The 24,165-nt window shown below is 52.0% G+C and carries 32 protein-coding genes and 1 pseudogene; 28 read left to right on the forward strand and 5 right to left on the reverse strand.

Annotated features, from left to right (window positions below):
- The first annotated feature begins 11 nt into the window (after positions 1-11).
- From RIN69_RS14065 to RIN69_RS14110, 10 genes are all read left to right on the forward strand, one after another.
- A complete protein-coding gene (locus tag RIN69_RS14065; protein WP_313852550.1) occupies positions 12-443 on the forward strand; it encodes a hypothetical protein in 432 nt (143 codons plus the stop codon).
- Complete coding sequence (locus tag RIN69_RS14070) at positions 440-946, forward strand: hypothetical protein (protein WP_313852551.1); 507 nt, start codon at positions 440-442, stop codon at positions 944-946. Before RIN69_RS14065 ends, RIN69_RS14070 begins: the two co-directional genes overlap by 4 nt.
- The gene (locus RIN69_RS14075) at positions 943-1,338 is read left to right on the forward strand and encodes a hypothetical protein (RefSeq protein WP_313852552.1); all 396 of its coding nucleotides are present in this window, start codon (positions 943-945) and stop codon (positions 1,336-1,338) included. The genes RIN69_RS14070 and RIN69_RS14075 overlap by 4 nt, the downstream gene beginning before the upstream one ends.
- Positions 1,338-1,421 (forward strand): YmiA family putative membrane protein, encoded by an 84-nt coding sequence (locus RIN69_RS14080; RefSeq protein ID WP_313857747.1) that lies wholly within the window; start codon positions 1,338-1,340, stop codon positions 1,419-1,421. Before RIN69_RS14075 ends, RIN69_RS14080 begins: the two co-directional genes overlap by 1 nt.
- A 52-nt stretch (positions 1,422-1,473) precedes the next feature.
- The gene (locus RIN69_RS14085) at positions 1,474-1,716 is read left to right on the forward strand and encodes a DNA polymerase III subunit theta (protein WP_313852553.1); all 243 of its coding nucleotides are present in this window, start codon (positions 1,474-1,476) and stop codon (positions 1,714-1,716) included.
- Positions 1,713-1,877, forward strand: coding sequence for a hypothetical protein (locus RIN69_RS14090; RefSeq protein ID WP_313852554.1), 165 nt, complete (start codon positions 1,713-1,715; stop codon positions 1,875-1,877). The genes RIN69_RS14085 and RIN69_RS14090 overlap by 4 nt, the downstream gene beginning before the upstream one ends.
- 292 nt (positions 1,878-2,169) lie before the next feature.
- Positions 2,170-2,385, forward strand: a complete 216-nt coding sequence (locus RIN69_RS14095; RefSeq protein ID WP_313852555.1) for a hypothetical protein — start codon at positions 2,170-2,172, stop codon at positions 2,383-2,385.
- On the forward strand, positions 2,382-2,684 hold the full coding sequence (locus RIN69_RS14100; protein ID WP_313852556.1) for a hypothetical protein: 303 nt from the start codon (positions 2,382-2,384) through the stop codon (positions 2,682-2,684). The genes RIN69_RS14095 and RIN69_RS14100 overlap by 4 nt, the downstream gene beginning before the upstream one ends.
- A gap of 83 nt (positions 2,685-2,767) precedes the next feature.
- A complete protein-coding gene (xisR, locus tag RIN69_RS14105; RefSeq protein ID WP_313852557.1) occupies positions 2,768-3,025 on the forward strand; it encodes an excisionase family protein in 258 nt (85 codons plus the stop codon).
- Between the two features lie 33 nt (positions 3,026-3,058).
- Complete coding sequence (locus RIN69_RS14110; RefSeq protein WP_313852559.1) at positions 3,059-4,339, forward strand: tyrosine-type recombinase/integrase; 1,281 nt, start codon at positions 3,059-3,061, stop codon at positions 4,337-4,339.
- Positions 4,340-4,374: 35 nt separating this feature from the next.
- Here RIN69_RS14110 and fliE read toward each other — a convergent pair whose 3' ends face one another.
- Positions 4,375-4,686, reverse strand: coding sequence for a flagellar hook-basal body complex protein FliE (gene fliE, locus RIN69_RS14115; RefSeq protein WP_313852560.1), 312 nt, complete (start codon positions 4,684-4,686; stop codon positions 4,375-4,377).
- 238 nt (positions 4,687-4,924) lie between these two features.
- Between fliE and fliF the strand changes: the two genes are divergently transcribed.
- The 15 genes from fliF (at position 4,925) to RIN69_RS14190 (ending at position 18,806) form a co-directional block, all read left to right on the forward strand.
- Positions 4,925-6,661, forward strand: coding sequence for a flagellar basal-body MS-ring/collar protein FliF (gene fliF / locus RIN69_RS14120; RefSeq protein WP_313852562.1), 1,737 nt, complete (start codon positions 4,925-4,927; stop codon positions 6,659-6,661).
- Entirely contained in the window at positions 6,658-7,650 is a 993-nt protein-coding gene (gene fliG, locus RIN69_RS14125) for a flagellar motor switch protein FliG (protein WP_313852563.1), read from the forward strand. The genes fliF and fliG overlap by 4 nt, the downstream gene beginning before the upstream one ends.
- Positions 7,643-8,335 (forward strand): flagellar assembly protein FliH, encoded by a 693-nt coding sequence (gene fliH / locus RIN69_RS14130; protein WP_313852564.1) that lies wholly within the window; start codon positions 7,643-7,645, stop codon positions 8,333-8,335. The genes fliG and fliH overlap by 8 nt, the downstream gene beginning before the upstream one ends.
- Positions 8,335-9,696: a flagellar protein export ATPase FliI gene (fliI, locus tag RIN69_RS14135; protein ID WP_313852565.1), complete on the forward strand. Its 1,362-nt coding sequence runs from the start codon at positions 8,335-8,337 to the stop codon at positions 9,694-9,696. Before fliH ends, fliI begins: the two co-directional genes overlap by 1 nt.
- Positions 9,697-9,753: 57 nt before the next feature.
- A complete protein-coding gene (gene fliJ, locus RIN69_RS14140; protein ID WP_313852566.1) occupies positions 9,754-10,200 on the forward strand; it encodes a flagellar export protein FliJ in 447 nt (148 codons plus the stop codon).
- A complete protein-coding gene (locus tag RIN69_RS14145) occupies positions 10,197-11,375 on the forward strand; it encodes a flagellar hook-length control protein FliK (protein ID WP_313852568.1) in 1,179 nt (392 codons plus the stop codon). The genes fliJ and RIN69_RS14145 overlap by 4 nt, the downstream gene beginning before the upstream one ends.
- Positions 11,376-11,507: 132 nt before the next feature.
- Positions 11,508-11,993, forward strand: coding sequence for a flagellar basal body-associated protein FliL (gene fliL / locus RIN69_RS14150; protein WP_313852570.1), 486 nt, complete (start codon positions 11,508-11,510; stop codon positions 11,991-11,993).
- 4 nt (positions 11,994-11,997) lie between these two features.
- Positions 11,998-13,005: a flagellar motor switch protein FliM gene (fliM, locus tag RIN69_RS14155; protein WP_313852572.1), complete on the forward strand. Its 1,008-nt coding sequence runs from the start codon at positions 11,998-12,000 to the stop codon at positions 13,003-13,005.
- Positions 12,998-13,408, forward strand: a complete 411-nt coding sequence (gene fliN, locus RIN69_RS14160) for a flagellar motor switch protein FliN (RefSeq protein WP_313852574.1) — start codon at positions 12,998-13,000, stop codon at positions 13,406-13,408. Before fliM ends, fliN begins: the two co-directional genes overlap by 8 nt.
- On the forward strand, positions 13,409-13,804 hold the full coding sequence (fliO, locus tag RIN69_RS14165) for a flagellar biosynthetic protein FliO (RefSeq protein ID WP_313852575.1): 396 nt from the start codon (positions 13,409-13,411) through the stop codon (positions 13,802-13,804).
- Positions 13,804-14,535, forward strand: a complete 732-nt coding sequence (fliP, locus tag RIN69_RS14170) for a flagellar type III secretion system pore protein FliP (RefSeq protein WP_313857748.1) — start codon at positions 13,804-13,806, stop codon at positions 14,533-14,535. Before fliO ends, fliP begins: the two co-directional genes overlap by 1 nt.
- Before the next feature lie 48 nt (positions 14,536-14,583).
- A complete protein-coding gene (gene fliQ / locus RIN69_RS14175; RefSeq protein WP_313852576.1) occupies positions 14,584-14,853 on the forward strand; it encodes a flagellar biosynthesis protein FliQ in 270 nt (89 codons plus the stop codon).
- Positions 14,853-15,638 carry a flagellar biosynthetic protein FliR gene (gene fliR / locus RIN69_RS14180; protein ID WP_313852578.1) on the forward strand — a complete coding sequence of 262 codons (786 nt, stop codon included), beginning with the start codon at positions 14,853-14,855 and terminating at the stop codon, positions 15,636-15,638. Before fliQ ends, fliR begins: the two co-directional genes overlap by 1 nt.
- A gap of 658 nt (positions 15,639-16,296) precedes the next feature.
- Positions 16,297-16,932, forward strand: a complete 636-nt coding sequence (gene rcsA / locus RIN69_RS14185) for a transcriptional regulator RcsA (protein ID WP_313852579.1) — start codon at positions 16,297-16,299, stop codon at positions 16,930-16,932.
- A gap of 167 nt (positions 16,933-17,099) precedes the next feature.
- Complete coding sequence (locus RIN69_RS14190; protein ID WP_313852580.1) at positions 17,100-18,806, forward strand: methyl-accepting chemotaxis protein; 1,707 nt, start codon at positions 17,100-17,102, stop codon at positions 18,804-18,806.
- 60 nt (positions 18,807-18,866) lie between these two features.
- On the opposite strand, the gene dsrB is transcribed toward RIN69_RS14190, so the two are convergent.
- Both dsrB and RIN69_RS14200 read right to left on the reverse strand, forming a co-directional pair.
- Positions 18,867-19,064 carry a protein DsrB gene (dsrB, locus tag RIN69_RS14195; RefSeq protein ID WP_313852581.1) on the reverse strand — a complete coding sequence of 66 codons (198 nt, stop codon included), beginning with the start codon at positions 19,062-19,064 and terminating at the stop codon, positions 18,867-18,869.
- A gap of 72 nt (positions 19,065-19,136) precedes the next feature.
- Entirely contained in the window at positions 19,137-19,295 is a 159-nt protein-coding gene (locus tag RIN69_RS14200; RefSeq protein WP_017800079.1) for a YqaE/Pmp3 family membrane protein, read from the reverse strand.
- Between the two features lie 336 nt (positions 19,296-19,631).
- Between RIN69_RS14200 and RIN69_RS14205 the strand changes: the two genes are divergently transcribed.
- From RIN69_RS14205 to RIN69_RS14215, 3 genes are all read left to right on the forward strand, one after another.
- Positions 19,632-19,874 carry a DUF2525 domain-containing protein gene (locus RIN69_RS14205; RefSeq protein ID WP_313852582.1) on the forward strand — a complete coding sequence of 81 codons (243 nt, stop codon included), beginning with the start codon at positions 19,632-19,634 and terminating at the stop codon, positions 19,872-19,874.
- Between the two features lie 390 nt (positions 19,875-20,264).
- On the forward strand, positions 20,265-21,071 hold the full coding sequence (locus RIN69_RS14210; RefSeq protein ID WP_313852583.1) for a mannosyl-3-phosphoglycerate phosphatase-related protein: 807 nt from the start codon (positions 20,265-20,267) through the stop codon (positions 21,069-21,071).
- Positions 21,072-21,151: 80 nt separating this feature from the next.
- Positions 21,152-22,372: a glycosyltransferase family protein gene (locus tag RIN69_RS14215; RefSeq protein WP_313852584.1), complete on the forward strand. Its 1,221-nt coding sequence runs from the start codon at positions 21,152-21,154 to the stop codon at positions 22,370-22,372.
- Here RIN69_RS14215 and RIN69_RS14220 read toward each other — a convergent pair.
- Both RIN69_RS14220 and RIN69_RS14225 read right to left on the reverse strand, forming a co-directional pair.
- Positions 22,369-23,295: a diguanylate cyclase gene (locus RIN69_RS14220; RefSeq protein ID WP_313852585.1), complete on the reverse strand. Its 927-nt coding sequence runs from the start codon at positions 23,293-23,295 to the stop codon at positions 22,369-22,371. The genes RIN69_RS14215 and RIN69_RS14220 overlap by 4 nt on opposite strands.
- Before the next feature lie 18 nt (positions 23,296-23,313).
- A pseudogene (locus RIN69_RS14225) lies at positions 23,314-24,072 on the reverse strand (hypothetical protein).
- Positions 24,073-24,165: the final 93 nt, after the last annotated feature.

Consider the following 24,165-nt stretch of genomic DNA (forward strand, 5'->3'; position numbering starts at 1 on the left):
GGAGCTATGAGATGAGTATTACACGCTACGAAGATGAGGTATACGGACCAAGCTCTTACGACTTCGAAGAAAACGAGTCAGGTTCGTGGGTTAAATACGAAGACCACGCAGCAGAGGTCGCCAGGCTGAATGAGCAGGTGCAGGCGCTGGCGGCTGAGAATGCAGAGCTTCGCAAATGGGCTAAGGTTGTCGGGTTCGATAAAGACACGGAAGTTAGCGCCAATATGGAGTATGGCGGTTTCATTAACGCTCTGAATTGCATCAAGTCTGACAACACCGACGTCATCCTGAACGAAGTGCGGGCGCAGGCAGTTGAAGGGTTTGCGAAGGATTGTAATGACAATTTCGGCTTAGTTGAGCCAGAAGACGAAGAGCTGTATGTGCTAATGGCAGAGGCGGCTAAAGCCTACGCCGCAAAACTCCTTGCGGGAGAGAAAACATGAGCGACCTAGAAAATCTGAAAGCTACAGCAGGCCTGGCGTTATTCCCCATTGTATGTACCGAAAGAGAAGCACGAGCGCTTCTTGCCAAATTAGCTACACCAGATTCCATCATCGAATTATTCGACAAACTGGAAGCAGCAGAAGCCCAAGTCAAAGAGCTTACCGCCGACCTCGACAAAGAGTCAGAGATACGTCACCGCATTCATGAAGAGCTGAACGCTATTAAGGGTGAGCAGCAGCCGATTTATCAAGTCGAAGTTTTAGAGGGGCGGGTCGATTACTCCAAACCCGAATTCGATAAAATGATCGTGGGTGATTTTCCTTGCACCGGAAAGCGAGTTCTATTCAACCACCCAGCACCGGAAGTGCTGCCGGTGGTTGAGTTGACTGATTCTACCTTGGCCGAAGTAGTTCGTGCATGGAACCGTGCAGATTATCCAGCCAGTGCGTATCCGGCTATGCGTGAAGTACTTCGCGCCGCAGGTCTGGAGGTTAAATCATGAATGATATCGACCTGGCTTGGCTGAAAGATGAACTGGAAGAGTGGCAGGGTTTCTATGAACACCCTGCCGACAGAAAACAACATGCGTTCTTCACGGCATTGATCGGCGCGATTGAAGAACTGGAGGTGGCGCAGCGTGAGCGGGACAACGCACAATCCAGCCGCGACCTTCACTACAAAGTTAGCCAGGGGCTAAACGAACGGCTAATGGCGGCAGAGGCAGAGCTAAAGCGCCGGGATGCGCAGGAACCTGTGGCGTGGATTTCAGAGCGTAACTTAAATAATCTTGGGAAACAGTTCTCTGTTTACGTCAAGCATGAACCTGTCATGGTTCGCCCTGTTGCGCTGTACACGCACCCGGCAGTGCTGCCGCCTGAGCTATCGGAGGAGTAATGACTAAACGAACCGCATGGCTGGCAGTGTTCATACTCTGCGCCCTGTTCTGGTCTCTCATCGCTTACATAATTATCTATTAGCACACTAACCACCCTCCCCGACTGACGGTATACTCCGATAAGGAGGACACCCATGTCTCATAACTTAGCAGCAAGAAGCAAAGAACAACGCGAGCGAATTAACGTGGACTTAGCCGCGTCTGGTGTGGCATACAAAGAGCGGATGAATCTGCCGGTGCTGGCATTTGAGGTTCAGAATCAGCAGCCTGCACATCTGCAGGATTACTTTGTCGAGCGGCTGCAATTTTACCGTCAGGAGTCGTCTAAATATCCACGGGGAACTGACCCGGTTTATGCGAAGGAGGAAGGAAAGTGAGTGAGGAATTCAGACCAAGTAAATGCCCGCATTGTGGTTCAGATAATATCATCAAGGAAAAAATAGGCGGACAGCATACCGGCGACTGGAAATGCGCTGACTGCAGGAAGGTGTTTGATAAGTTTGAAACTGAAGAGTGGCAGAGCAGAAAGAAAAGCTAGGCCAGTAACAAACAAATAGACCTCGCCTCGGCGGGGTTTTTTATTGCCCAAATCAGGAGTTACCGATGTGTGATATCGCAGACGAAGCATTTGAACGTGAAGAATGGGAACGTGAACTGGCGCTGAAGAACAGGAAGCTACCTGAGCCGCCATCACCAGTATGCAGAAACGCGGACTGCGGTGAGCCATCACAGCCAGGCACCAGCTACTGTTGCCCGGAGTGCTGCGCTGACCATCAGCGCGAGATGTGGGCTATTAGCCAGCGGAGAGTTCTGTAATGGAGTGATGGATCATGACGCCAGAACAGAGTAATGCCCTCCGCGCAGTAGCAAAGCAGTGCAATCAGGAAATCACCTCGGCCATCAAGGCCAATCCCAAAGTTAACCGCGACAACATCAGTAGACCAATCATTCAGGCCCACTATAAGCGGATCGAACCGGCATATCGGTTCGTCGATTTGCTATGGTGCATTGGTGTGATTAATGGCGTTCTGAAGGAGAGATTATGAGCGATAAATTAGTCGAATGGCTAAAGTCGGGTGAGTATTTGCCACCTGAATTTCGCGACTTCCACAACCAGAAAGACCTGTTCAAAGCGATGCATAACACCATCCATAACGCCAATGATAATGGTAATCCCCGCGATGGTCACATCTACGTGGTGGATACTTTTCTTTGGTATATGGCGAGGTGTGGTTACACACTGCAACGCAGCAGGAAGGCTTTGCCGTTCAGAGATATGGACGACGACATAAATCGATATAAATCCGAAATGAGCCAGGCGTTTAATTCGATGCTAACCAAATGATCACCCTTCCCCACATTCTCATAGCTGCAGTATTCGTAATCATCATCACCGGCTTATTCGCCAGACGATAAACAGAGGTCAATATGGAAAATGTAATCCAGCTCGTTCCGAGTGATTGGGTAACTGAAGATTTGCTGATCGCAACCACCGGCCTACGCCCGGGCACCATTAAGAGAGCTCGTGAAAATGCCTGGCTCCAGGGGCGTGAATACCTGCTGTTCTCACCGGTTGGCGAGCCTAAGCCCAACAGCGAGTGCATGTATAACAGGAAGGCTATCGATTTATGGATTGGTCAGCAGGCAAAGAAACAGCCTGGTGCTTTACAAAGGAAAACAGCATAACCTGACCAGCCTTATTGGACTATGGAGGTTTAAATGAAGGTGAATTATCCGACAGGAGTGGAAAACCATGGAGGGTTTCTGCGTATCTGGTTCATGTACCAGGGGCAAAGGGTTCGTGAAGGGTTGGGCGTATCTGATACGCCCAAAAACAGAAAGGCGGCTGGTGAGTTGCGGGCTAATGTGGCTTATTCGATTAAGGTAGGCACCTTCGACTACGCCAGGCAGTTTCCGAACTCATCGAATCTAAGCCGTTTTGGTGTTTCTCGCCTGGATTTAACGGTGGGAGAGCTCGCTAAAAAATGGCTTGCGATTAAGGAAACTGAGATATCAAAAAACTCCCACGGTTCATACACGACGCGTGTAAACACATCCATCTCTCTGCTCGGCGCTAATAAGATGGTTTCAGGCCTTAGAGCTGAGACTATGCAGGCACTCAGGACGAACCTGCTGAAAGGAAGTTTCACCCAAGGGCGTAATAATGCCGTCACTAAAACCGGGCGGTCGGTGGCCTATGTGAACACATGTATGACAGATCTCTATTCAATGATGAAGTTCGCTCACGATAACGGATATATTGAGCGCAACCCAATGTCAGCATTGGGAAGGCTTAAGAAAGACAAAAAGAAACCAGATCCGGTTGACCGAGATGAATTCCACAGGCTTATTTCCGCAATGAAAACGCGACAGCTCAGAAACCTGTGGTCACTGGCTGTTTACACAGGGCTTCGGCACGGTGAGTTATGCGCGCTTGCATGGGAAGACATAGACCTGAAGAAGTGGACGATTAGCGTTAATCGCAATCTGACAAAGAATGGCGATTTTACTCCACCCAAAACTGACTCGGGATTCAGGACCGTTTATCTGATTGAGGCTGCTCGTGATGTCCTTCGTGACCAAATGGAACTGACGAGGATGAGGAAGAGCATTTCAGTCTCAATTGCTGGCAGGGAGTACGGCAAGTCGGAAAAGGAAGAGTTAACATTTATCTTCAATCCTAAGGTGAATGCCGTAAACCATTCCAGCAACGATTATTACGCAGTGACATCGATATCCCAAACATGGAGAGCGGCCATGATTAAGGCCGGCTTGCGACTTCGCAAAGCATATCAATCCCGACACACATATGCATGCTGGTCTCTGTCAGCCGGAGCTAACCCTAATTTCATAGCAAGCCAAATGGGTCACGCTAACGCACAGATGGTTTATCAGGTTTATGGGGCGTGGATGACTGAAAATGATGACGCGCAATTAAGCCTGATGAACTCAAAACTGAACGAGTTTGCCCCACTGATGCCCCAAAGTCATACAGGATAAATATTAATTATCGAAATTACAGTAAGTTATAACATCTAAACCTGCATATTCATCACATCCTGATACGCCGATACCAGCTTATTACGCACCTGAATCCCCATCTGCATTGAAACAGAAGATTTCTGTAGATCGACCATAACATCATTCAGAGACACGCCAGCTTTACCCAATTCGAAGTCCTGCGCCTGGCTGCGTGCTGCGCTCTGCGTCTCGCTGATTTTACTCAATGCCAGTTTCAGCTGCCCGGCAAAATCTGCCTGCGCGACCGCGTCAGTGCTTTTATTGCTGGCCTGAAGCGTCGCCACCTGCAATTGCTGCACCACACTTTCAATGCCCTGAATAGCCATTTTTACCTCGAACTGGATAACGGATGATTTTTACGACAGCAAACTTATCACAGTGTCAATCGGACAAAGCCCGCAAATAAGCGCAAAAGCTATGGCTTATCAGCCCATCGAATTTTACGAATCAGAAAATAATGGCCGTCCATCGAGGTGGAACTTTTATTGTAAGCCGCATCAGGGAGTCAGTTTTGCTACCACGCCACGTGAAACAGTCCGGTCATCAGTCAGGCAGGAATCGGTCATGAATGCTACCACTCAGGATTCAGCTGAAAAGAAAGGCTTCAATGACCTTTTGGTTCGCCTGCGCGCAAACCCACGCATTCCCCTTATTATCGCCGCAGCCGCCGCCATTGCCGTGGTTATTGCCATGATTCTGTGGGCGAAAGCCCCCGACTATCGCGTTCTGTATAATAACCTTACTGATGAAGATGGCGGCGCAATTGTTACCCAGCTGACCCAGATGAATATCCCCTACCGTTTTGAGGACAAAGGGGGTGCGCTCATGGTGCCGGCGGAAAAAGTCCATGAACTGCGGCTGCGGCTTGCCCAACAGGGACTGCCAAAAGGCGGCGCGGTCGGCTTTGAACTGCTGGATAAAGAAAAATTCGGCATCAGCCAGTTCAGCGAACAGGTTAACTATCAGCGTGCGCTGGAAGGTGAGCTGGCACGCACCATCGAAACCTTCGGGCCGGTAAAAAGCGCACGCGTGCATCTGGCGATGCCTAAACCGACGCTGTTTGTGCGCGAACAGAAGTCGCCTTCTGCGTCAGTCACGCTGAATTTGCAGCCGGGACGAGCGCTGGATGAAGGTCAAATCAGTGCCGTGGTGCATATGGTCTCCAGTAGCGTTGCCGGCTTACCGCCAGGTAATGTGACGGTGGTCGATCAGGCTGGCCGACTGCTGACGCATGCGGACGGCGCTGGACGCGATCTCAATGATGCACAACTTAAGTACACCACTGAAGTAGAAAGCCGCTATCAGCAGCGTATTGAGGCGATTCTTGGCCCAATTGTCGGCCAGACTAACGTACATGCTCAGGTTACCGCCCAGATTGATTTTGACAGCCGCGAACAAACCAATGAGCAGTATAAACCGAACAACGATCCCAACAATGCGGCGATCCGTTCACGTCAAAGCAGCGTCAGTGAACAACTGGGTGGACAGTATCCAGGTGGCGTGCCGGGCGCGCTGTCGAATCAACCCGCCCCTGCCAATGCAGCTCCGGTTACCCAACCAAATAACAACAATAATACTGCGGCTAACGCCAACAATAACACGGGTGCTAATGCTAATAATGGCACCACCAATACCAGTAACAGTAACAGTAACAGTAACAGTGAGCGTACTCTTCCTTCCAACAGCCGTAAGGATGACACCACCAACTACGAAGTTGATCGTACGATCCTGCATACCAAAATGAATGTCGGCAACGTCAAACGCCTCTCGGTGGCGGTAGTGGTGAACTATCGTGCCGATGATCAGGGCAAAGCGATCGCGCTGAATCAACAACAAATTAAACAAATTGAAGATCTGACCCGCGAAGCAATGGGTTACTCCACCGAGCGTGGCGATAGCGTCAACGTGGTCAACTCACCGTTTACCCAGAGCGATATCAATGGTAGCGAGCTGCCCTTCTGGCAACAGCAGTCGTTCTTCGATCAGCTGATGAGTGCCGGACGCTGGCTGTTGGTGCTGTTGGTGGCCTTTATTCTCTACCGCAAACTGGTACGCCCGCAGCTGCTGCGTAAACAGCAGCAAGAAAAAGCCCGTGCGGAGGCCAGCGCCCAGCAGCTTCAGCGCCAGGAGGAGCAAGAGGCCTTCTCGGTGACGCTGAGCAAAGATGAGCAGGATCTGGATCGTAAATCACAGCAGCGGATGAGTGCTGAGCTGCTGAGCCAACGCATTCGCGATATGTCTGAGAACGATCCACGCGTCGTAGCGCTGGTGATTCGCCAATGGATGAGTAACGAACTATGAGTCTGACCGGTACTGAAAAAAGCGCCATTATGATGATGACGATTGGCGAAGAGCGTGCGGCTGAGGTGTTTAAACATCTTAACACTCGCGAAGTGCAACATCTCAGCGCGGCAATGGCGAATATGCGACAGGTTTCGCATAAGCAGCTGACCGAGGTACTGCGCGAGTTCGAAGCCGATGCCGAGCAGTACGCCGCGCTCAGCATCAACTCTAACGACTATCTGCGCTCTGTGCTGATTAAGGCACTGGGCGAAGAGCGCGCGGCCAGCCTGCTGGAAGATATTCTCGAAACGCGTGAAACCACCAGCGGTATGGAAACACTTAACTTTATGGAGCCACAGGCCGCAGCCGACCTGATTCGCGACGAACATCCGCAGATTATCGCCACTATCCTCGTGCACCTGAAACGGGGTCAGGCGGCCGATATTCTGGCGCTGTTCGATGATCGTTTACGCCACGATGTGATGCTGCGTATCGCCACTTTTGGCGGCGTGCAGCCTGCCGCGCTGGCTGAACTGACCGAAGTGCTGAACACCCTGCTGGATGGTCAAAACCTCAAGCGCGCGAAGATGGGCGGCGTAAGAACCGCAGCCGAAATTATCAACCTGATGAAAACCCAGCAGGAAGAAGCGGTTATCGAAGCGGTACGCGAATTCGATGGCGAACTGGCGCAGAAAATTATCGACGAGATGTTCCTGTTCGAAAATCTGGTTGAGGTGGACGATCGCAGTATCCAGCGCCTGTTGCAGGAAGTGGAGTCCGAACAGTTGCTGATTGCGCTGAAAGGTTCCGAACAACCGCTTCGTGAGAGATTCCTGCAGAATATGTCGCAGCGCGCTGCCGATATACTGCGCGACGATCTCGCCAACCGTGGCCCGGTGCGTATGTCCGCAGTGGAAAACGAGCAGAAGGCGATTTTGCTGATTGTTCGTCGTCTGGCAGAAAGTGGCGAGATGGTGATTGGCAGCAGCGAGGAAACGTATGTCTGATGCCTTTTCTTCCCGCCCGTGGCAAACCTGGCAGCCTGACGACTTCGCGCAGCCGGAAAAGCCAGCGGTTGAGGAATATACCGCCCCTGAGGTCGAAGCTGAAGAGAGTGATCTGCAACAGAACCAGCTGGAACTGTTGCAAACCCAGGTGCGCAATGAAGCTCAGGGCTTAGGCTACGCTGAAGGTCAGCAGAAAGGCTTCAACGACGGTAAAAAAGCGGGTTATGACGTCGGTTATCAGCAAGGTCTGGCGGAAGCAAAACAGCAGCAGGCACCGTTACAGGCGCGAATGCAGCAGTTGGTTGCCGAGTTTCAGCATACGCTGGAAGCGCTGGACAGCGTGATTGCCGCACGCCTGATGCAGCTGGCGCTGGAGGCGGCGCGTCAGGTGCTGGGTCAGGCGACCGCGGTCGACGGTTCGGCACTTTTACGTCAGATTCAACAGATGATCCAGCAGGAGCCGATGTTCAGCGGTAAGCCACAGTTGCGGGTTCATCCGGACGATCTGCCGCAAATTGAGCAGACGCTTGGCGCCACGCTGACTCTGCACGGCTGGCGCTTACTGGCCGACAACTCGCTGCATCCCGGCGGTTGCAAGGTCAGCGCTGAAGATGGCGACCTTGATGCCAGCATCGCCACCCGCTGGCATGAACTGTGCCGTCTGGCTGCACCGGGAGAGCTGTAATGACCTCGCGTCTCTCACGCTGGCTCGGCGCACTCGACGCGTTTGAACAACGCCTTAGCCAGCTGCCAACGGTACGCCGCTACGGCCGCCTGACCCGCGCCACCGGGCTGGTGCTGGAAGCCACCGGCCTGCAACTGCCGCTTGGCGCTACCTGCGTCATTGAACGCTACGACGGCCAGCAGGTGGCCGAAGTTGAGAGCGAAGTGGTTGGCTTCAACGGCCAGAGGCTGTTTCTGATGCCGCTGGAAGAAGTGGAAGGCATTCTGCCGGGGGCGCGGGTTTTTGCCCGCGTGAGCGGAGACAGCCAGCACAGTGGCAAACAGCTGTTACTCGGCCCGCAGCTGCTCGGCAGAGTGCTGGATGGCAGCGGGCGTCCGCTGGATGGCCTGCCTTCGCCAGAAACCGGCTACCGGGCAGCGCTGATTACCCCGCCCTTCAACCCGCTACAGCGCACGCCAATTACCGATGTGCTGGATACCGGCGTTCGCGCGATTAATGCCCTGCTCACCGTCGGACGCGGCCAGCGCATGGGGCTGTTCGCCGGTTCCGGCGTCGGTAAAAGCGTGCTGCTCGGTATGATGGCGCGCTACACCAAAGCCGATGTGATCGTCGTCGGGCTGATCGGTGAGCGTGGTCGCGAAGTGAAAGATTTTATCGAGAATATTCTTGGGGTTGAAGGACGCGCGCGCGCGGTGGTGATCGCTGCTCCCGCCGATGTCTCTCCGCTACTGCGTATGCAGGGTGCCGCCTACGCCACCCGCATCGCCGAGGATTTTCGCGATCGTGGTCAGCACGTACTGCTGATCATGGACTCCCTGACGCGCTATGCCATGGCGCAGCGTGAAATCGCGCTGGCGATTGGTGAACCGCCCGCCACTAAAGGTTATCCACCGTCGGTATTTGCCAAACTACCCGCGCTGGTTGAGCGCGCCGGTAATGGTATCGATGGCGGCGGTTCAATTACCGCTTTCTATACCGTACTGACTGAAGGCGACGATCAGCAGGATCCGATTGCCGACTCGGCGCGCGCCATCCTTGACGGTCATATCGTGCTATCACGCCGTCTGGCTGAAGCGGGCCACTATCCGGCAATTGATATTGAAGCGTCGATCAGCCGTGCAATGACGTCACTGATTGATGAAAACCATTACGCCAAAGTGCGCCAGTTCAAACAGTTACTTTCCAGCTATCAGCGCAACCGCGATCTGGTCAGCGTCGGCGCTTACGCCGCTGGCAGCGATCCGATGCTGGATAAAGCCATCAGGCTTTACCCGGAACTGGAAGCGTTTCTGCAGCAGGGCATTTTCGAGCGCAGCAGTTACGACGATGCCTTACTGCATCTGCAGGCCATTTTTGGTTAACCATCACCAGCGGCCAGCATTGCTCGTTTCAGCGTAAACAGTTCAGGTGAGGCCAGTATGGCAAAGCAAAGCACGGCGATTGAGACACTACGCGATTTAGCGCAAAAAGAGGTGGAGAAAGCCACGCAGCAGCTGGGCGATGTGCGGCGCGCGCATAAGCAGGCCGACGATCAGCTCTCTATGTTGCTCGACTACCAGCACGAATATCGCAACCAGCTTAACAGCAATATGTCGTCCGGCATTGCCAGTACCCGCTGGCACAACTATCACCAGTTTATTCTGACGCTGGAAAACGCAATTGAGCAGCATCGTCATCAGCTGGCGCAGTGGAACAGCAAACTGGAGCAGGCGTTGCGCTGCTGGCGCGATAAACAGCAGCGGCTGCATGCTTACGAAACTCTGCAAGCCCGTGCTCTGTCGACGGCATTACTACAAGAAAACCGTCTCGACCAGAAACGGATGGATGAATTTGCCCAACGGGCATCATTGAGGAAAGGCGAATGATTACGCTGCCAACACTTCCGACGGCGGTCAGCGCTGATACCAGCGTCGAACTCAGCGCCGTCAGCAACAATTTAACCGCCAGTGACGCTATGCCGCCGGCGTTTTTGACTCTGCTGGGCAACCGCCTGTTAACGCTGGCACAGCAATCCGGCACTGACGCAGGCGCAACTGCCAAACTGCCGGGGCAGCAAAGTCGCGAGGAAAAATCGCTGCCTGCCAGCGAACTCAGCACCCTGCTTGCCGCGCTGGATAAACCAGAAGCGTTAAATGCACTGCTACAAAGCGAAAAGAGTAAAGTCCAGCCAGAATCCGCCGATGATCACCAGCAGCTTAAGCCAGCGGAGCTAACCGACGGTGATAAACAGGCGTTACAGGCGCTGTTTGCCATGCTGCCACCAACGCCGGCTCAGCCTGATTTCACCGCGGCAAACCCTGACGACGCCAGCAGTACCGGCATTGACAATGAAACTGACGGCAGTAAACAGCACGGTCTGAACGCGCTGTTGAGCAGCCTGACCCGTAACAGCACGCCCGCGCAGACGAGCATGGATACCCGCTCCAGCCTGTCGGCCAGCTCTTTCTTTCAGCAGGCGTTAAGCAGTATTAAGCAAGAGCAATCGACAGAGAGTCAGCCGACCAGCTTGCCGACTGTCGCCCCCCTCAGCGCCGCCAGTACGCCGCTGACACCGACAGCATCGGCCAGCGTTATGGCGCCTGCCACGCCGCAGCTGAATTCGCAGCTGGGCAGCCCGGAGTGGCAGCAGGCACTGAGCCAGCAGGTGGTAATGTTCAACCGTAACGGCCAGCAAAATGCTGAGCTGCGCCTGCATCCGCAGGATCTCGGATCGATTCAAATCAGCCTGAAACTGGATAACGACCAGGCGCAGCTGAATATGGTTTCGGGTCACAGCCAGGTGCGTGCCGCACTTGAGGCCGCCATCCCGCAACTGCGTACTGCGCTGGCAGAGAGCGGCATTTATCTCGCGCAGAGCAACGTCAGCAGTGATGCCTCTGCGCAGAGCCACTCTTTCAGCGGCCAGCAACAGTCAGGTGGCAACGCCAGCGGTAACTCTGGCAGGACGCGGGATAACGATGGCGAGATAACGCCGATTGCCGTTCCGGCCACCCTTCAGGCACGCGCGATCGGCAACAACGCTGTTGATATTTTCGCCTGATAGCGGCAAACGCCGAAGCTAGCAGTAAAACTCGCGTCTTTTCTGGCTATTGAACGACAAAAGACGCGGGATAATCTGACCTGGCTCTGCGGCTGGCGTCGCCCATCTAATTCACAGGAAGTTACTGCAAAAATGTCTGATATCGCGAAAGCCAAAGGCCGCAAACGTTCAATAATGATCCCGCTGTTACTGATTGTCACAGTGGCCGCTTGCAGCGTGGCAGGCTATGCAGTCTGGCGAATGATAAAAAAACCCGCTGATGCCACAGAAACCACGGCAAAAAAACAGCCCCCAGCCGCCCCTCTGTTTTTTGCACTTGATACTTTTACCGTGAACCTGGTCAATGCCACCAGCGATGCCGATCGCGTGCTGTATATCGGCTTTACGCTGCGCCTGCCCGATGAAGAGACACGTCGCCGCATGAACGAATATCTGCCTGAAGTGCGTAGCCGACTACTGCTGCTACTCTCGCGTCAGAATGCATCAACACTGATGAGTGAACAGGGCAAACAGGATCTGATGACGCAGATCAAACAGGTGCTGGCAGCGCCACTGGTTGAGGGTCAACCTCCACAGGTCGTAAACGATGTGCTGTTTACCGCCTTTATTTTGAGGTGATTCGATGGGCGATAACATTCTTTCGCAAGCTGAGATCGACGCGCTGCTTAACGGCGACAGCGACAGTACCGCAGACGAAAAAGTTAAAGGTTTGGGCGAAAGCGATATTCGTCCCTACGATCCCAATACCCAGCGCCGCGTGGTTCGTGAACGCTTACAGGCGCTGGAAATCATTAATGAACGCTTCGCGCGACAATTCCGCATGGGATTGTTTAATTTGCTGCGACGCAGCCCGGACATCAGCGTCGGCGCCATTAAAATTCAGCCTTATCATGAGTTTGCCCGCAACCTTCCGGTGCCAACCAACCTGAATCTGGTGCACCTGAAACCGCTGCGCGGCACCGCGCTGTTTGTCTTCTCGCCTGCGCTGGTTTTTATCGCGGTAGATAACCTGTTTGGTGGTGATGGACGCTTCCCGACCAAAGTTGAAGGTCGTGAATTTACCCATACCGAGCAGCGGGTGATTCGCCGCATGCTGAAGCTGGCGCTGGACGGCTACAGTGACGCCTGGAAAGCGATTTATCCACTTGAAGTGGAGTATGTGCGCTCGGAAATGCAGGTGAAGTTTACCAATATTACTACATCGCCGAATGACATTGTTGTGACGACGCCCTTCCAGGTGGAGATTGGCAATCTGGTGGGTGAATTTAATATTTGCATTCCGTTCAGCATGATCGAGCCGCTGCGCGAACTGCTGGTCAACCCGCCGCTGGAAAACTCGCGCCAGGAAGATCAGAGCTGGCGCGAAACGCTGGTCAAACAGGTTCAACACTCGGAGCTGGAATTAGTGGCTAACTTTGCCGATGTTTCATTACGCCTGTCGCGCATTCTGCAATTGAAACCCGGTGACGTGCTGCCGATTGAAAAGCCCGATCGCATTCTCGCCCACGTCGATGGCGTGCCGGTATTAACCAGTCAATATGGCACGTTGAACGGTCAATATGCGCTGCGTGTGGAACATTTGATTAACCCAATTTTGAACTCGCTGAATGAGGAACAGGCCCATGACTGACAGTAATAAACCAGCCGACGGTAACGCGTCTGCGGACGATCTGTGGGCTGAAGCCATGAATGAGCAAGCAGCATCCGCCAGCTCGCCGTCAACGGATAACGTCTTTAAGTCCTTTGAAAATAATGATATTGCCGGTTCGTTGCAGGATATCGATCTGATTATGGATATCCCGGTCAAACTGACCGTCGAGCTGGGTCGTACCAAAATGACCATTAAAGAGTTGCTGCGCCTGTCGCAAGGGTCTGTCGTGGCGCTGGATGGGCTGGCCGGTGAACCGCTGGATATCCTGATTAACGGCTACCTGATTGCCCAGGGTGAAGTGGTGGTAGTCGCGGATAAATACGGCGTTCGCATCACCGATATTATTACGCCTTCTGAACGCATGCGTCGTCTGAGCCGATAAATGAAAAGCAGCACCCAGCCGCTTCAATCTATGCCGTCCTCGCCTGCCGTGCCTTCCGCGGGTTCGATGCTGACGCAGGTCAGCTCGGTGCTGGCCTTTATTGTGTTACTGATCCTCGCTTGCGCCTGGCTGGCGCGGCGCTGTGGCTTTGCGCCCAGGCGAGTCAGCTCCCAGTCGCTAAACGTCAGCGCCAGCGTCAGCATCGGCCAGCGTGAGCGTGTGGTGATTGTTGATGTGGACGATGCGCGTCTGGTGCTGGGTGTTACCGCCCAACACATTACCCATCTGCATACCTTGCCGCCAAAAGCGCCGGACCTACAGTCTGAGCCGGTGGCAACGGCAGATTTTCGTCACCTGCTACAGACGTTCCTGAAACGCTCCGGAAAATCGCAATGATTCGTCGACTGTTATCACTGCTGCCACTGTTAATGCTGACGCCAGAGGTATATGCCCAGCTTCCGGGCCTGGTCAGCCAGCCGCTGGCCAATGGTGGACAAAGCTGGTCACTGCCGGTGCAGACGCTGGTTTTTCTCACTTCGCTGACTTTTTTGCCCGCAATACTGCTGATGATGACCAGTTTCACCCGCATCATCATCGTCTTTGGTTTGCTGCGCAATGCGCTTGGCACTCCGTCAGCGCCGCCAAACCAGGTAATGCTCGGTCTGGCACTGTTTTTGACCTTTTTTATTATGGCGCCGGTGTTCGACAAAATTTATCAGGATGCTTATCTGCCGTTTAGCGAGGACAAGATCAGCATGGAAGTGGCGATTGATAAAGGGGTGCAGCCGCTGCGTGAATTTATGCTGCGTCAGACGCGCGAAGCGGACCTGGCGTTATTCGCCCGGCTGGCGAATACCCCACCGATCGCTGGCCCGGAAGCGGTGCCAATGCGCATTCTGCTGCCAGCCTATGTGACCAGTGAGCTGAAAACCGCGTTCCAGATTGGTTTTACGGTGTTTATTCCGTTTCTGATTATCGATTTAGTGGTCGCCAGCGTGCTGATGGCGCTGGGAATGATGATGGTGCCACCGGCGACCATCTCGCTGCCGTTTAAGCTGATGCTCTTTGTGCTGGTCGATGGCTGGCAACTGCTGGTCAGCTCACTGGCACAGAGTTTTTATTCTTAACCTTAACCGGCGGCGAAATCGCCTGCTCTGCCATCAGGAAATAAAACAATGACACCGGAATCGGTAATGGTGCTTGGTCACGAAGCGATGAAAGTGGCGCTGGCAATGGCCGCCCCGCTGCTGCTGGCCGCACTGATCAGTGGTCTGTTAATCAGCCTGCTGCAGGCCGCAACGCAGATTAACGAACAGACGCTGTCGTTTATTCCCAAAATTCTTGCTGTTGCGGCCACCGCCGTGATCGCCGGGCCGTGGATGCTCAGTCTGATCCTCGACTATATGCGCACCCTGTTTAACAACCTGCCCTATATAATCGGCTGATGCTCACTTTCGACAGCAGCCAGCTGATGCTCTGGCTTAGTCAATTCTTCTGGCCAATGGTGCGGGTGCTGGCACTTATTGCCACCGCACCGATTCTCAGTGAACGATCGGTCAGCCGCAAAGTGAAAGTTGGCCTGGCATTTATGATCACCTGGTTACTGGTGCCCATGTTACCCCCCAGCCAGGTGACGCTGTTTTCCGTCGGCGGTCTTTGGCTGCTGATCCAGCAAATGCTGATTGGCATCGCCCTGGGCTTTACCATGCAGTTCGCTTTTGCGGCGGTGCGAACCGCAGGTGAAGTGATTGGTTTACAGATGGGATTATCATTCGCGACCTTCTTTGACCCCGGTAGCCGCCTGAATATGCCGGTATTGGCGCGCTTTCTCGATATGCTGGCAATGCTGCTTTTTCTGAGTTTTAACGGCCATCTGTGGCTGATCTCATTGCTGGCTGACAGCTTTCATACCCTGCCGATTGGCGGTGAACCGCTTAATGCCAATGCGTTTCTGGCGCTGACCAAAGCCGGAGGATTAATTTTTCTTAACGGCATGATGCTGGCGCTGCCGTTAATCACACTGTTATTGACGCTTAACATGGCACTCGGTTTGTTAAATCGCGTTTCACCTCAGCTGTCAGTTTTCGCGATTGGTTTTCCGATTACCTTATCAATCGGCATACTAACGATGGGCATTTTGATGCCGCTGTTGGCACCCTTCTGCGAGCATTTATTCAGTGAAGTGTTTGATTTACTTTCTGACATAATTTCCGAAATGCCCAAAAACTAAACATTAACCAACCTAAACAATCCCATATAAAAACTTAAGCAATGAAAAACTATCAACCTGTAATCAGAACACTCTTTGTAAGAATTTCCCTAAGGAAAATCTTATAAATTCCTTATTCAAATGAAAACTATTCTTATCAAAGGATATTTCGCGTATTTTAAAAAAGCTATCTCACGGCGCCCTGGCGCGAGCATCTTGATGAAAAATAGCGCAAATGGATGTTTTTCAAGCCTTTTCGGATTCAGTTTTTTTTACTTGTCTTAAAATGGTTTTTACGGCATTGTCAACACACCCAGATAGACGAAACATTCGTACAACAAATCATTTTAGGAATTATCTTATCAGAAAATGACCAATTCTGGGTGATAGTGGCAATGTAATGAAATATTGCAACTGGAGCAGCATGTTGGCATATCGCCGCCGGTCTTTCTGGCCCGTGTCACTCCGCTGCGTGTAGTAAGACAACGCTTTCATCTTCCAAACACAAACTACGTGGTGCTCAGCAAGGATGAGTTGTTGGCCTTAGCAAGACATCGGTCTGCACACGGGTAGTTCGTGAACAATAAAAATAAATTTTTGCAAAGCTATCTTTTTCGTACCGCGATACGCGTAATTCATCGTTGATTTAACGGATAACAATTTGGTGAGGGTCGCTAACATGCCAACAATTATTATGGATTCATGCAGCTACACAAGGCTGGGTCTGATGGACTATATGACTGTAAAAGGAGTTAAGAAGAAGAATATCTCTTCAGTCAACGATATCGACCAGCTTCATAATAAATGCCAGCAAATTAAGCCTGGTATTGTATTTATAAATGAAGAGTGTTTTATTCACGAGCCAGATGCCAGCCTGCGTATTCGAAATATCCTGATTCAGCACCCTGATACACTATTCTTTATCTTTATGGCTATCTCGAACATCCACTTCGAGGAGTATCTTTATGTTCGTAAGAACTTGATTATTACCTCAAAATCGATTAAGCCTGCAGTACTTGATGACCTGCTATGCACCTATCTGCAAAAGAGACTTAACACCCCAAATCGTAACTCCTCTGGCCCAGAGGTTCATCCGTTAACACTCAGCCAGACCGAATCAAATATGCTGAAGATGTGGATGTCAGGTCATGATACGATACAGATATCCGATAAGATGCAAATAAAAGCGAAAACGGTTTCATCGCACAAAGGTAATATCAAGCGAAAAATCAAAACGCACAACAAGCAGGTTATTTATCATGTTGTCCGTTTAACTGATAATGTCACCTCAGGTATTTATGTCAACGTGAGATAATCACCCAATGAAAAGGCCGGGACTGACCGGCCTTTTTTATTTATCTTAACTTTTCGTTTTGCGACGGCGATCCCACTCTTTCCGCTAATTGTTTTCATTATTTTGCCGATGCTCAGATCGATACCGAAGCAGTGCTTCGCCCTACATCTGACTGAGAGCAACAGAATATGACAGTTAATCAATCAACAGCCGAATATAGCGGATTAAGTTTCTGGCAGCATCTGCGGCTGGTTCCGCTGTTTGCCGTAATCTTTGGCGGAATTCTGCTGCTTTTTGCACTGTGTATCGGCCTTTCCAGCTATTTTCTGATTAAAAGTAACCAGTCGTTAAATGACGCTACTCAGGAAATTCAAATTCGCATGGCGGTTTCCAACAGCTCCAATCACTTGCGAACTGCACGTCTGAATGTCATTCATGCCGCTGCCGCAGCGCGTATCGGCGAAATGGATGAGTTCAAAGCGAATCTGGCCGCCAGCGAAAACCGCATTAAACAAGCGCAGGAAAATTTCCTGCGCTATGGCAATCGTCCCGATAAAACCGCGGCGGGCATCGCACTCGATGCACCGATGAAGCAGCGTTTTGACGCTTACGTTAAACAGGGCCTGACACCGATGATTACCGCGGCCCGACAGGGCAGTTTCGAGGGCGTCATCGCGCAGGAAACCGACGTCACGCGCAAACTTGATGATCAATATAATCAGCTGCTGCTGAAGGCGATTAAGATTCGCACCGACCGCGCCGAAGCGATTAATACTCAGGCCCAACAGCACTCGCGTCTTGGCTTTATCACCATGGCCGCCGCCTTTGCGCTGGCGTTGTTGCTGACGCTGGCAACGTTTATCTTTCTGCGTCGCGTCGTGATTACACCGTTGCGCCAGGCGGTAGGCCGTATTGAACTGATCGCTCAGGGAGATTTAACCGCCCCGATGCAAAACTGGGGGCGTAATGAAATTGGTATCCTTGGCAATAATTTACAGGCGATGCAGCGGGCGCTGATCAACACCGTTGGTACGGTGCGTGAAGGTGCGGTCGCTATCTGGCAGGGCTCCGGCGAGATCTCCGCTGGAAATACCGATCTCTCTGCCCGTACCGAACAGCAGGCGGCAGCTCTTGAGCAGACAGCCGCCAGCATGGAACAGCTTACCGCCACCGTAAAACAGAACGCCGAAAATGCCCATCATGCCAGCCTGCTGGCGGCGGATGCCTCAGGTAAGGCCCGTGAAGGTGGCGATATTGTCAGCGGCGTGGTTAGCACCATGAACAATATTTCCGCCAGCTCAGGTAAAATTGCCGAAATTACTAATGTGATTAACAGTATCGCTTTTCAGACGAATATCCTGGCGTTAAACGCCGCGGTGGAAGCGGCCCGCGCCGGTGAGCAGGGGCGAGGTTTTGCGGTCGTCGCCAGTGAAGTCCGCAATCTGGCACAGCGCAGTGCCCAGGCGGCAAAAGAGATTGACGGCTTGATCGCTGAATCGGTCGACCTGATTGGCAAAGGTTCATCACAAGCGGGCCACGCTGGCGATACCATGACAGAAATTGTCGATGCCGTGCGCCGCGTCACCGATATCATGGCGGAAATTGCCGCCGCCTCAGATGAACAGAGCAGAGGTATTCAGCAGGTCAGTCAGGCCGTAACCGAAATGGATAATGTCACACAGCAAAACGCCGCGTTAGTTGAAGAAGCCTCTGCCGCGGCCTCGTCACTTGAGCAGCAGGCTGCGCGTCTGACCCAGGCGGTGGCGGCATTTCGTCTCAATGAGAATGCCGAAAGCGATGCAGTGACGCTGAACTCCGGTGCATCAGCTCTGCGCACGCGTTCTGCTGCCGGTCGTTTACTGACGTCACAGAATGCAAATTGGGAAACGTTTTAACCGACAGATAAACTAAAACGGGCCTGACTCAAGGTCAGGCCCGTGATTTACGATGACGGGTTACTGCGAAGCATCGTGCGGTTCGACAAAAATACCGTCGTCGTGGCCCAGCTCGTTAAAAAACCAGATTCCCAGCGGATAATCATCCAGCGAAACCAGGTACATAGTGCCTTCACTAAAATCTTCTACCGCCAGAACCTTGCCGGCACGACGCGGACCACCGTCAGTTTTAACTGTTACCCGATCATTAACCTTCATTGGTTTTCTCCCCGAAATAATAGAGGAAGTTTAACCGATACTGGCCGGTTTTTCCTGACCTCGATCACGCACTTATCGACGAGCGATAACCCATACAGCATGAACGATACCGGGGATATAACCGCAAAGGGTCAGCAAAATGTTCAGCCAGAACGCGCCGCCAAAACCAACCTGCATAAACACGCCCAGTGGTGGCAACAGAATAGCGATTACAATGCGCAGAAAATCCATACTGACTCCTGGTAAATACAATTAAATTATTAAAAATATTTTTAACTCGTTATTAAGATAGCATTTATCTCTGTTTTTGCTGCCAGCACGGGTGTAAATCATCGTAAGCCCGGGCAATACCCGCTGACCTTTTCACTTTCTTAACATTACGATGTGAGACTTCTGACACCAGCAGCGGGTAAAATTCTTACAGCTGTCTCCCCCCAAAGAGGCAGACAACCCAAAAAGTAACAAGGATTTTTGCCCGCGCAGCGCGGGCTTTTTTTGCCCCTGCCCCCTCCCCCTTCTCACCAGTGGCTATACTTACAGCACATTGGCTCAGTGAGGATTAGAATCATGGGCACGGCAAAACAGAACGGCGATGACATTCAGCGCGAACAGCGCGAAGTGAAAGTTGATGTTGACGCCTTGCTGGATGCGATTCAAAGTCGTTCGTCCGGCGAAGTGCAAGAGTTCATGGCTAATGAAGATGCGCACAGGTTACAGGTACAGGGTAAAGAGTACGGTTCTTACAGCGAACTGGTGGAGGCCTTCGAGCTGGATATCCGTGATTTCTCAATCAGTGAAGTGAACCGTTAACTGCATGCCAAAAAAAATCCCGGCCAGTGGCCGGGAAAGAAAAACATTAAAAAGAAATTCGTTACACCAGGGTAATCCGTAACGCTGACAGCTTACTCTTTCGAGTAATTAAGACAAGTCTGATGCTAGCAAAACTCTGAATATTTATTCCCGCTCTAAACACGTTGGCTGGCATGGTGCCATAGCTGTAGCGGCCTATAACTCGATCATAAATCGTACAATAGCAATGTTTTCTCACCACTTTTAAGAATAATCTTACAAAAAAACTTCCTAATATCTTACCGACTGTTAAATCATCTTAGCTTCCCTTCACAAGCCGCAGAGTTAGTTATACTTAGCCATTAATCAGGATGTTATCTCTCTTATCCGTTAAGTTTCGAGGTGAACACCATGCCAGGTTTGCATGACGCATTAATGATTGTGACTGATTTAGATGGCTCACTACTCGATCACCATACTTATAGCTGGCAACCCGCTCAGCCCTGGTTAGATCGCCTTAAACAGCATCAGATTCCTCTGGTGTTCTGTTCCAGCAAAACCGCCTCAGAAATTATACCGCTACAACAGCAACTGGGCTTCAGTGGCGCGCCTTTTATTGCTGAAAACGGCGCACTGGTTCAGCTCGACAGCGCCGGAGGTGATACCGTTCGCCATCACGCCGGCAAAGACTACAGTGAAATCTGCCACTGCTTACGCCGTTTACGTCAGCAGTATCAGTTTCGTTTTAGCGGTTTTGCCGACTTCACCGACAGAGAAGTCGCCGATATCACCGGCCTGACCGTCAGCAATGCGGCACTGGCGCGCCGCCGCGAGGCGTCAGAATCGCTGGTATGGCGTGACAGTGAACAGCAGTTTTCTGCCTTCCGTGAAGCGCTTGATGCCGAAGGTTTTAGCCTGACTCAGGGCGGCCGCTTCTGGCATGTGATGGCAAAAGGGAGTGGGAAAGGCGCAGCCCTGGCCTGGCTCTTGCAAGCATATCCGTCGCACCATCAACAACCTTTTATCACTGTTGGTCTGGGTGACGGGCCTAACGATGCGCCAATGCTCGACAGCGTTGACTATGCTGTGGTGATTAAAGGCTACAGTAAAACGCCGATCGTTTTATCCCGCGCCGATCGACACAATATTTACGAAACCAGCCACACAGGACCCGATGGCTGGAGTGAAGGGCTCGACTACTTTATCGCGCAGGAGTAGTTCTGCCGCGCGACTGCATGTCACAAAGTCAATTTTCTTGCCCATGCCGGGCGTCAGTAGGCTGTCTGAAGGGGAACACAATGAGTGATTTTTTCCAGAATGGTGTTATTACTAATTTCCATAACCTGACAGGCCGCAGCGTTGAATCGCTGGAGAAAGATCTGGTTCAATTTTCCAAAAAGCGCAAAATGGGGCTAATGCTCCCTTCGCTATTTTCTGAACTGGAAGGACCGGCATTAAGCCATATCGTCGACGAACTGGCAAAAGTCCCGTATCTTGAAGAGATTGTGATTGGTCTCGATCGCGCCGACCGTGAGCAGTTTTTGCATGCGCGTGAATTCTTTTCTCGTCTGCCGCAGCGCCACCGCATTTTATGGAATGACGGCCCGCGCCTAAAGGCACTGGACGCCGAACTGGATAAAGAGGGCTTGTCGCCCAGCCAACCCGGTAAAGGGCGTAACGTCTGGTTTTGTACCGGTTATACCCTCGCGTCCGATCGTACCAGCTGCGTAGCACTCCACGACTGCGACATTGTTACTTATGAACGTGGCATGCTGGCTCGTCTGCTGTATCCCCTGGCCAATCCGTCATTCCACTATGAGTTCTGTAAGGGCTTCTATGCCCGGGTAGCTGACAATAAGCTTAATGGTCGCGTGGGTCGCTTACTGGTTGGCCCGCTGCTGCGTTCACTACAAAAAGTCTATGGTCACTCCGAATATCTCGATTACCTCAGCAGTTTTCGCTATCCGCTCTCCGGTGAGTTTGCCATGCGCACCCACGTGCTGAACGGCATTAAAATTCCCGGAGACTGGGGGTTGGAAATTGGCGTGCTGTCAGAAATCTATCGCAATTACACCACCCGGCAGAGCTGTCAGGTAGAAATTGCCGATAACTACGACCATAAACATCAGCCGCTGTCAGAAGAGGATGGTACCGGCGGCCTGCGCCGGATGAGCAATGATATTGTGCAGTCGCTGCTGCGAAAAATGGCAACCATGGGCGTCAGTGTGACCAGTGACTCATTCCGCGTACTGAAAGCCACTTACTACCGTAACGCGCTGGATATGATGGAAGTGTATAACCACGAAGCCACAATGAATGGCCTGACGTTTGATCAGCATGCGGAAGAAGCAGCAGTGGAAATGTTTACTCAGACCATCCTGGAAGCCGGCCAGTCGTTTATTGAACGTCCCAACGATAAACCTTTTATTCCGAGCTGGAGCCGCGTGCAGTCAGCCTTTCCGGATATTTTGCAACGCATCTGGCAGGCAGTGGAAGAGGATAATCGCGGCGAGGTTTAACTCTGCCAGCATACGCGGTTACGGCCGCTCTGCTTTGCCTGATACAGTCTGCTGTCGGCCAACGATTGCAGGCTGTCAGTCTGGTAATCGCCCTGCTCCTCGCTACTGGCAACACCAAATGACGCGGTCAGGATCACCGTTTGATCGATGCTGATCATCAGCTCTTTTTGTGCCAGCTGATGACGGATACGCTCGGCAACTGCCACCGCCTCCTCCAGCTGAGTTTCCGGCAACAACAGGCAAAACTCTTCTCCGCCGACCCGTCCGGCAATATCCATCCGGCGTAACGACTGCGTGATAATTCCGGCTACGTGTGACAACGCTGAATCACCGGCCTGATGCCCATAATTATCGTTAACTGACTTAAAGAAATCGATATCCAGCTGAATCAGTGACAGCGGTCGGTGACTGCGCTGGCACTGTGCCGCACAGCGCTCACTCAGATCAAAAAACGCCGCGCGATTGTATAATCGAGTCAGACCATCGTAATTCGCACGCCACTCCAGTTTATTTTGCAATCTCATCATTTTAGAAATAAGGCGGATAATAGCGTAATACGATCCCAGTAAAATTAAGCTGAACAGCAACCACATCAATATCAACACCAGCACTATTCGCCCCTGGTCGCCTTTCAGCCCCTCAGCCAATGTCTGAATATTAACAATAACACCGTCAAAACCGCGCAGTTTATCCCATGTCAGGTAGCGCGTACCAAACCGTAACTCTCCTCTGACGCCCTGTTGCAGTGCATTCTTCAACTGCTGCTTCTCACTGGTGCTCAGCGCGTGCCCTTCAATGGCAGGAGGCGAATCGGAACTTGCCAGCACGTTTTGCTGACGATCCAGTAGCAGCACCACACCCTGATGTTTTTGCTGTATCGCCCGTTGCAAATGCCGGTGAATACTTTCGCGCGAAAAGTCCATCGCCAACACGCCGAACCATTAATCACCGCTATCCACCGGTACACTGACGGTGATGATTGCGCTTTCTTCTGACAATCCGTTATACACCGGCGTCCAGTACCGATGACGCAAAGGGTTCTTATCCGGCTGCATGGCAGTAAAGTAGTCGCGTTGAATCATCACGCGATAACTGTTCAGCGTGTCATTATCGTTAAGCGGAGGTGTGGAGCTAAGGTAAAATCCTCCGCGCGAGATATACCAGAGGCGGGAGTGAAAATCGCGATCGGGATCGCTGAACTGCAGGATAAAGCTTAACTCAAGCACCGCGCTCAGTTCGTCACTTAAGCGCTGTGGGTCATCACGGTTAAGCAGCGGATAATCTTTCATCCAGCTGTCGGATACGCCGTTGAGCGGCATACTGCGCTGAGTGTTCAGATTCACTTACCAGACAGGATCATCACGCAGTTGATTAAACAGTTGCGCCGCCTGGCGATTATTATCTGAGTCTATAGGGCTGGTCAGGGCATGACTCAGCATTGAGCGATAAACGCCCAGCGTATCAAGGCTGAACTGAAACTGGCGATCCAGCGTCACGGCTACCGTCGTTAAACGGATTTGCTGATTCACTTCATAGCTGTTCTTTAACTCCAGCGCTTCACGCCAGGTAAGAAAAGTCGAACACAGAAATACCGCGACAAAACAGAGGTGCACGATATGTCGCGGATTTGTTCCGGAGCCGATACGGCGAAAAAACGCATTAGTTTTCAACCAACACAGCCTCCGAGTTGCAACTATCATTCAGTGTAGACGTGGTTAAAACAAGCTGCCCGGCTGTAATTATTCGGGTGTCACATGCAGAAAGCTCGCCAGCACCTGAATTTTCCGTGCCGG

The sequence above is a fragment of the Winslowiella toletana genome (assembly GCF_032164335.1).
In the GTDB taxonomy this organism is placed as follows: domain Bacteria; phylum Pseudomonadota; class Gammaproteobacteria; order Enterobacterales; family Enterobacteriaceae; genus Erwinia; species Erwinia toletana_A.

What these genes read in the sequence shown, in the direction of transcription:
- RIN69_RS14200 (WP_017800079.1), bottom strand. Translation starts at nt 19,295, where the DNA reads ATGGATTTTCTGCGCATTGTAATCGCTATTCTGTTGCCACCACTGGGC.
- fliF (WP_313852562.1), top strand. Translation starts at nt 4,925, where the DNA reads ATGAATGCTACCACTCAGGATTCAGCTGAAAAGAAAGGCTTCAATGAC.
- RIN69_RS14210 (WP_313852583.1), top strand. Translation starts at nt 20,265, where the DNA reads ATGCCAGGTTTGCATGACGCATTAATGATTGTGACTGATTTAGATGGC.
- fliG (WP_313852563.1), top strand. Translation starts at nt 6,658, where the DNA reads ATGAGTCTGACCGGTACTGAAAAAAGCGCCATTATGATGATGACGATT.
- fliI (WP_313852565.1), top strand. Translation starts at nt 8,335, where the DNA reads ATGACCTCGCGTCTCTCACGCTGGCTCGGCGCACTCGACGCGTTTGAA.
- fliO (WP_313852575.1), top strand. Translation starts at nt 13,409, where the DNA reads ATGAAAAGCAGCACCCAGCCGCTTCAATCTATGCCGTCCTCGCCTGCC.
- rcsA (WP_313852579.1), top strand. Translation starts at nt 16,297, where the DNA reads ATGCCAACAATTATTATGGATTCATGCAGCTACACAAGGCTGGGTCTG.
- fliJ (WP_313852566.1), top strand. Translation starts at nt 9,754, where the DNA reads ATGGCAAAGCAAAGCACGGCGATTGAGACACTACGCGATTTAGCGCAA.
- RIN69_RS14080 (WP_313857747.1), top strand. Translation starts at nt 1,338, where the DNA reads ATGACTAAACGAACCGCATGGCTGGCAGTGTTCATACTCTGCGCCCTG.
- RIN69_RS14215 (WP_313852584.1), top strand. Translation starts at nt 21,152, where the DNA reads ATGAGTGATTTTTTCCAGAATGGTGTTATTACTAATTTCCATAACCTG.
- RIN69_RS14190 (WP_313852580.1), top strand. Translation starts at nt 17,100, where the DNA reads ATGACAGTTAATCAATCAACAGCCGAATATAGCGGATTAAGTTTCTGG.
- fliM (WP_313852572.1), top strand. Translation starts at nt 11,998, where the DNA reads ATGGGCGATAACATTCTTTCGCAAGCTGAGATCGACGCGCTGCTTAAC.
- RIN69_RS14070 (WP_313852551.1), top strand. Translation starts at nt 440, where the DNA reads ATGAGCGACCTAGAAAATCTGAAAGCTACAGCAGGCCTGGCGTTATTC.
- fliQ (WP_313852576.1), top strand. Translation starts at nt 14,584, where the DNA reads ATGACACCGGAATCGGTAATGGTGCTTGGTCACGAAGCGATGAAAGTG.
- RIN69_RS14205 (WP_313852582.1), top strand. Translation starts at nt 19,632, where the DNA reads ATGGGCACGGCAAAACAGAACGGCGATGACATTCAGCGCGAACAGCGC.
- fliL (WP_313852570.1), top strand. Translation starts at nt 11,508, where the DNA reads ATGTCTGATATCGCGAAAGCCAAAGGCCGCAAACGTTCAATAATGATC.
- RIN69_RS14145 (WP_313852568.1), top strand. Translation starts at nt 10,197, where the DNA reads ATGATTACGCTGCCAACACTTCCGACGGCGGTCAGCGCTGATACCAGC.
- xisR (WP_313852557.1), top strand. Translation starts at nt 2,768, where the DNA reads ATGGAAAATGTAATCCAGCTCGTTCCGAGTGATTGGGTAACTGAAGAT.
- fliH (WP_313852564.1), top strand. Translation starts at nt 7,643, where the DNA reads ATGTCTGATGCCTTTTCTTCCCGCCCGTGGCAAACCTGGCAGCCTGAC.
- dsrB (WP_313852581.1), bottom strand. Translation starts at nt 19,064, where the DNA reads ATGAAGGTTAATGATCGGGTAACAGTTAAAACTGACGGTGGTCCGCGT.
- RIN69_RS14110 (WP_313852559.1), top strand. Translation starts at nt 3,059, where the DNA reads ATGAAGGTGAATTATCCGACAGGAGTGGAAAACCATGGAGGGTTTCTG.
- RIN69_RS14065 (WP_313852550.1), top strand. Translation starts at nt 12, where the DNA reads ATGAGTATTACACGCTACGAAGATGAGGTATACGGACCAAGCTCTTAC.
- RIN69_RS14085 (WP_313852553.1), top strand. Translation starts at nt 1,474, where the DNA reads ATGTCTCATAACTTAGCAGCAAGAAGCAAAGAACAACGCGAGCGAATT.
- RIN69_RS14220 (WP_313852585.1), bottom strand. Translation starts at nt 23,295, where the DNA reads ATGGACTTTTCGCGCGAAAGTATTCACCGGCATTTGCAACGGGCGATA.
- fliN (WP_313852574.1), top strand. Translation starts at nt 12,998, where the DNA reads ATGACTGACAGTAATAAACCAGCCGACGGTAACGCGTCTGCGGACGAT.
- RIN69_RS14100 (WP_313852556.1), top strand. Translation starts at nt 2,382, where the DNA reads ATGAGCGATAAATTAGTCGAATGGCTAAAGTCGGGTGAGTATTTGCCA.
- fliR (WP_313852578.1), top strand. Translation starts at nt 14,853, where the DNA reads ATGCTCACTTTCGACAGCAGCCAGCTGATGCTCTGGCTTAGTCAATTC.
- RIN69_RS14075 (WP_313852552.1), top strand. Translation starts at nt 943, where the DNA reads ATGAATGATATCGACCTGGCTTGGCTGAAAGATGAACTGGAAGAGTGG.
- RIN69_RS14095 (WP_313852555.1), top strand. Translation starts at nt 2,170, where the DNA reads ATGACGCCAGAACAGAGTAATGCCCTCCGCGCAGTAGCAAAGCAGTGC.
- fliE (WP_313852560.1), bottom strand. Translation starts at nt 4,686, where the DNA reads ATGGCTATTCAGGGCATTGAAAGTGTGGTGCAGCAATTGCAGGTGGCG.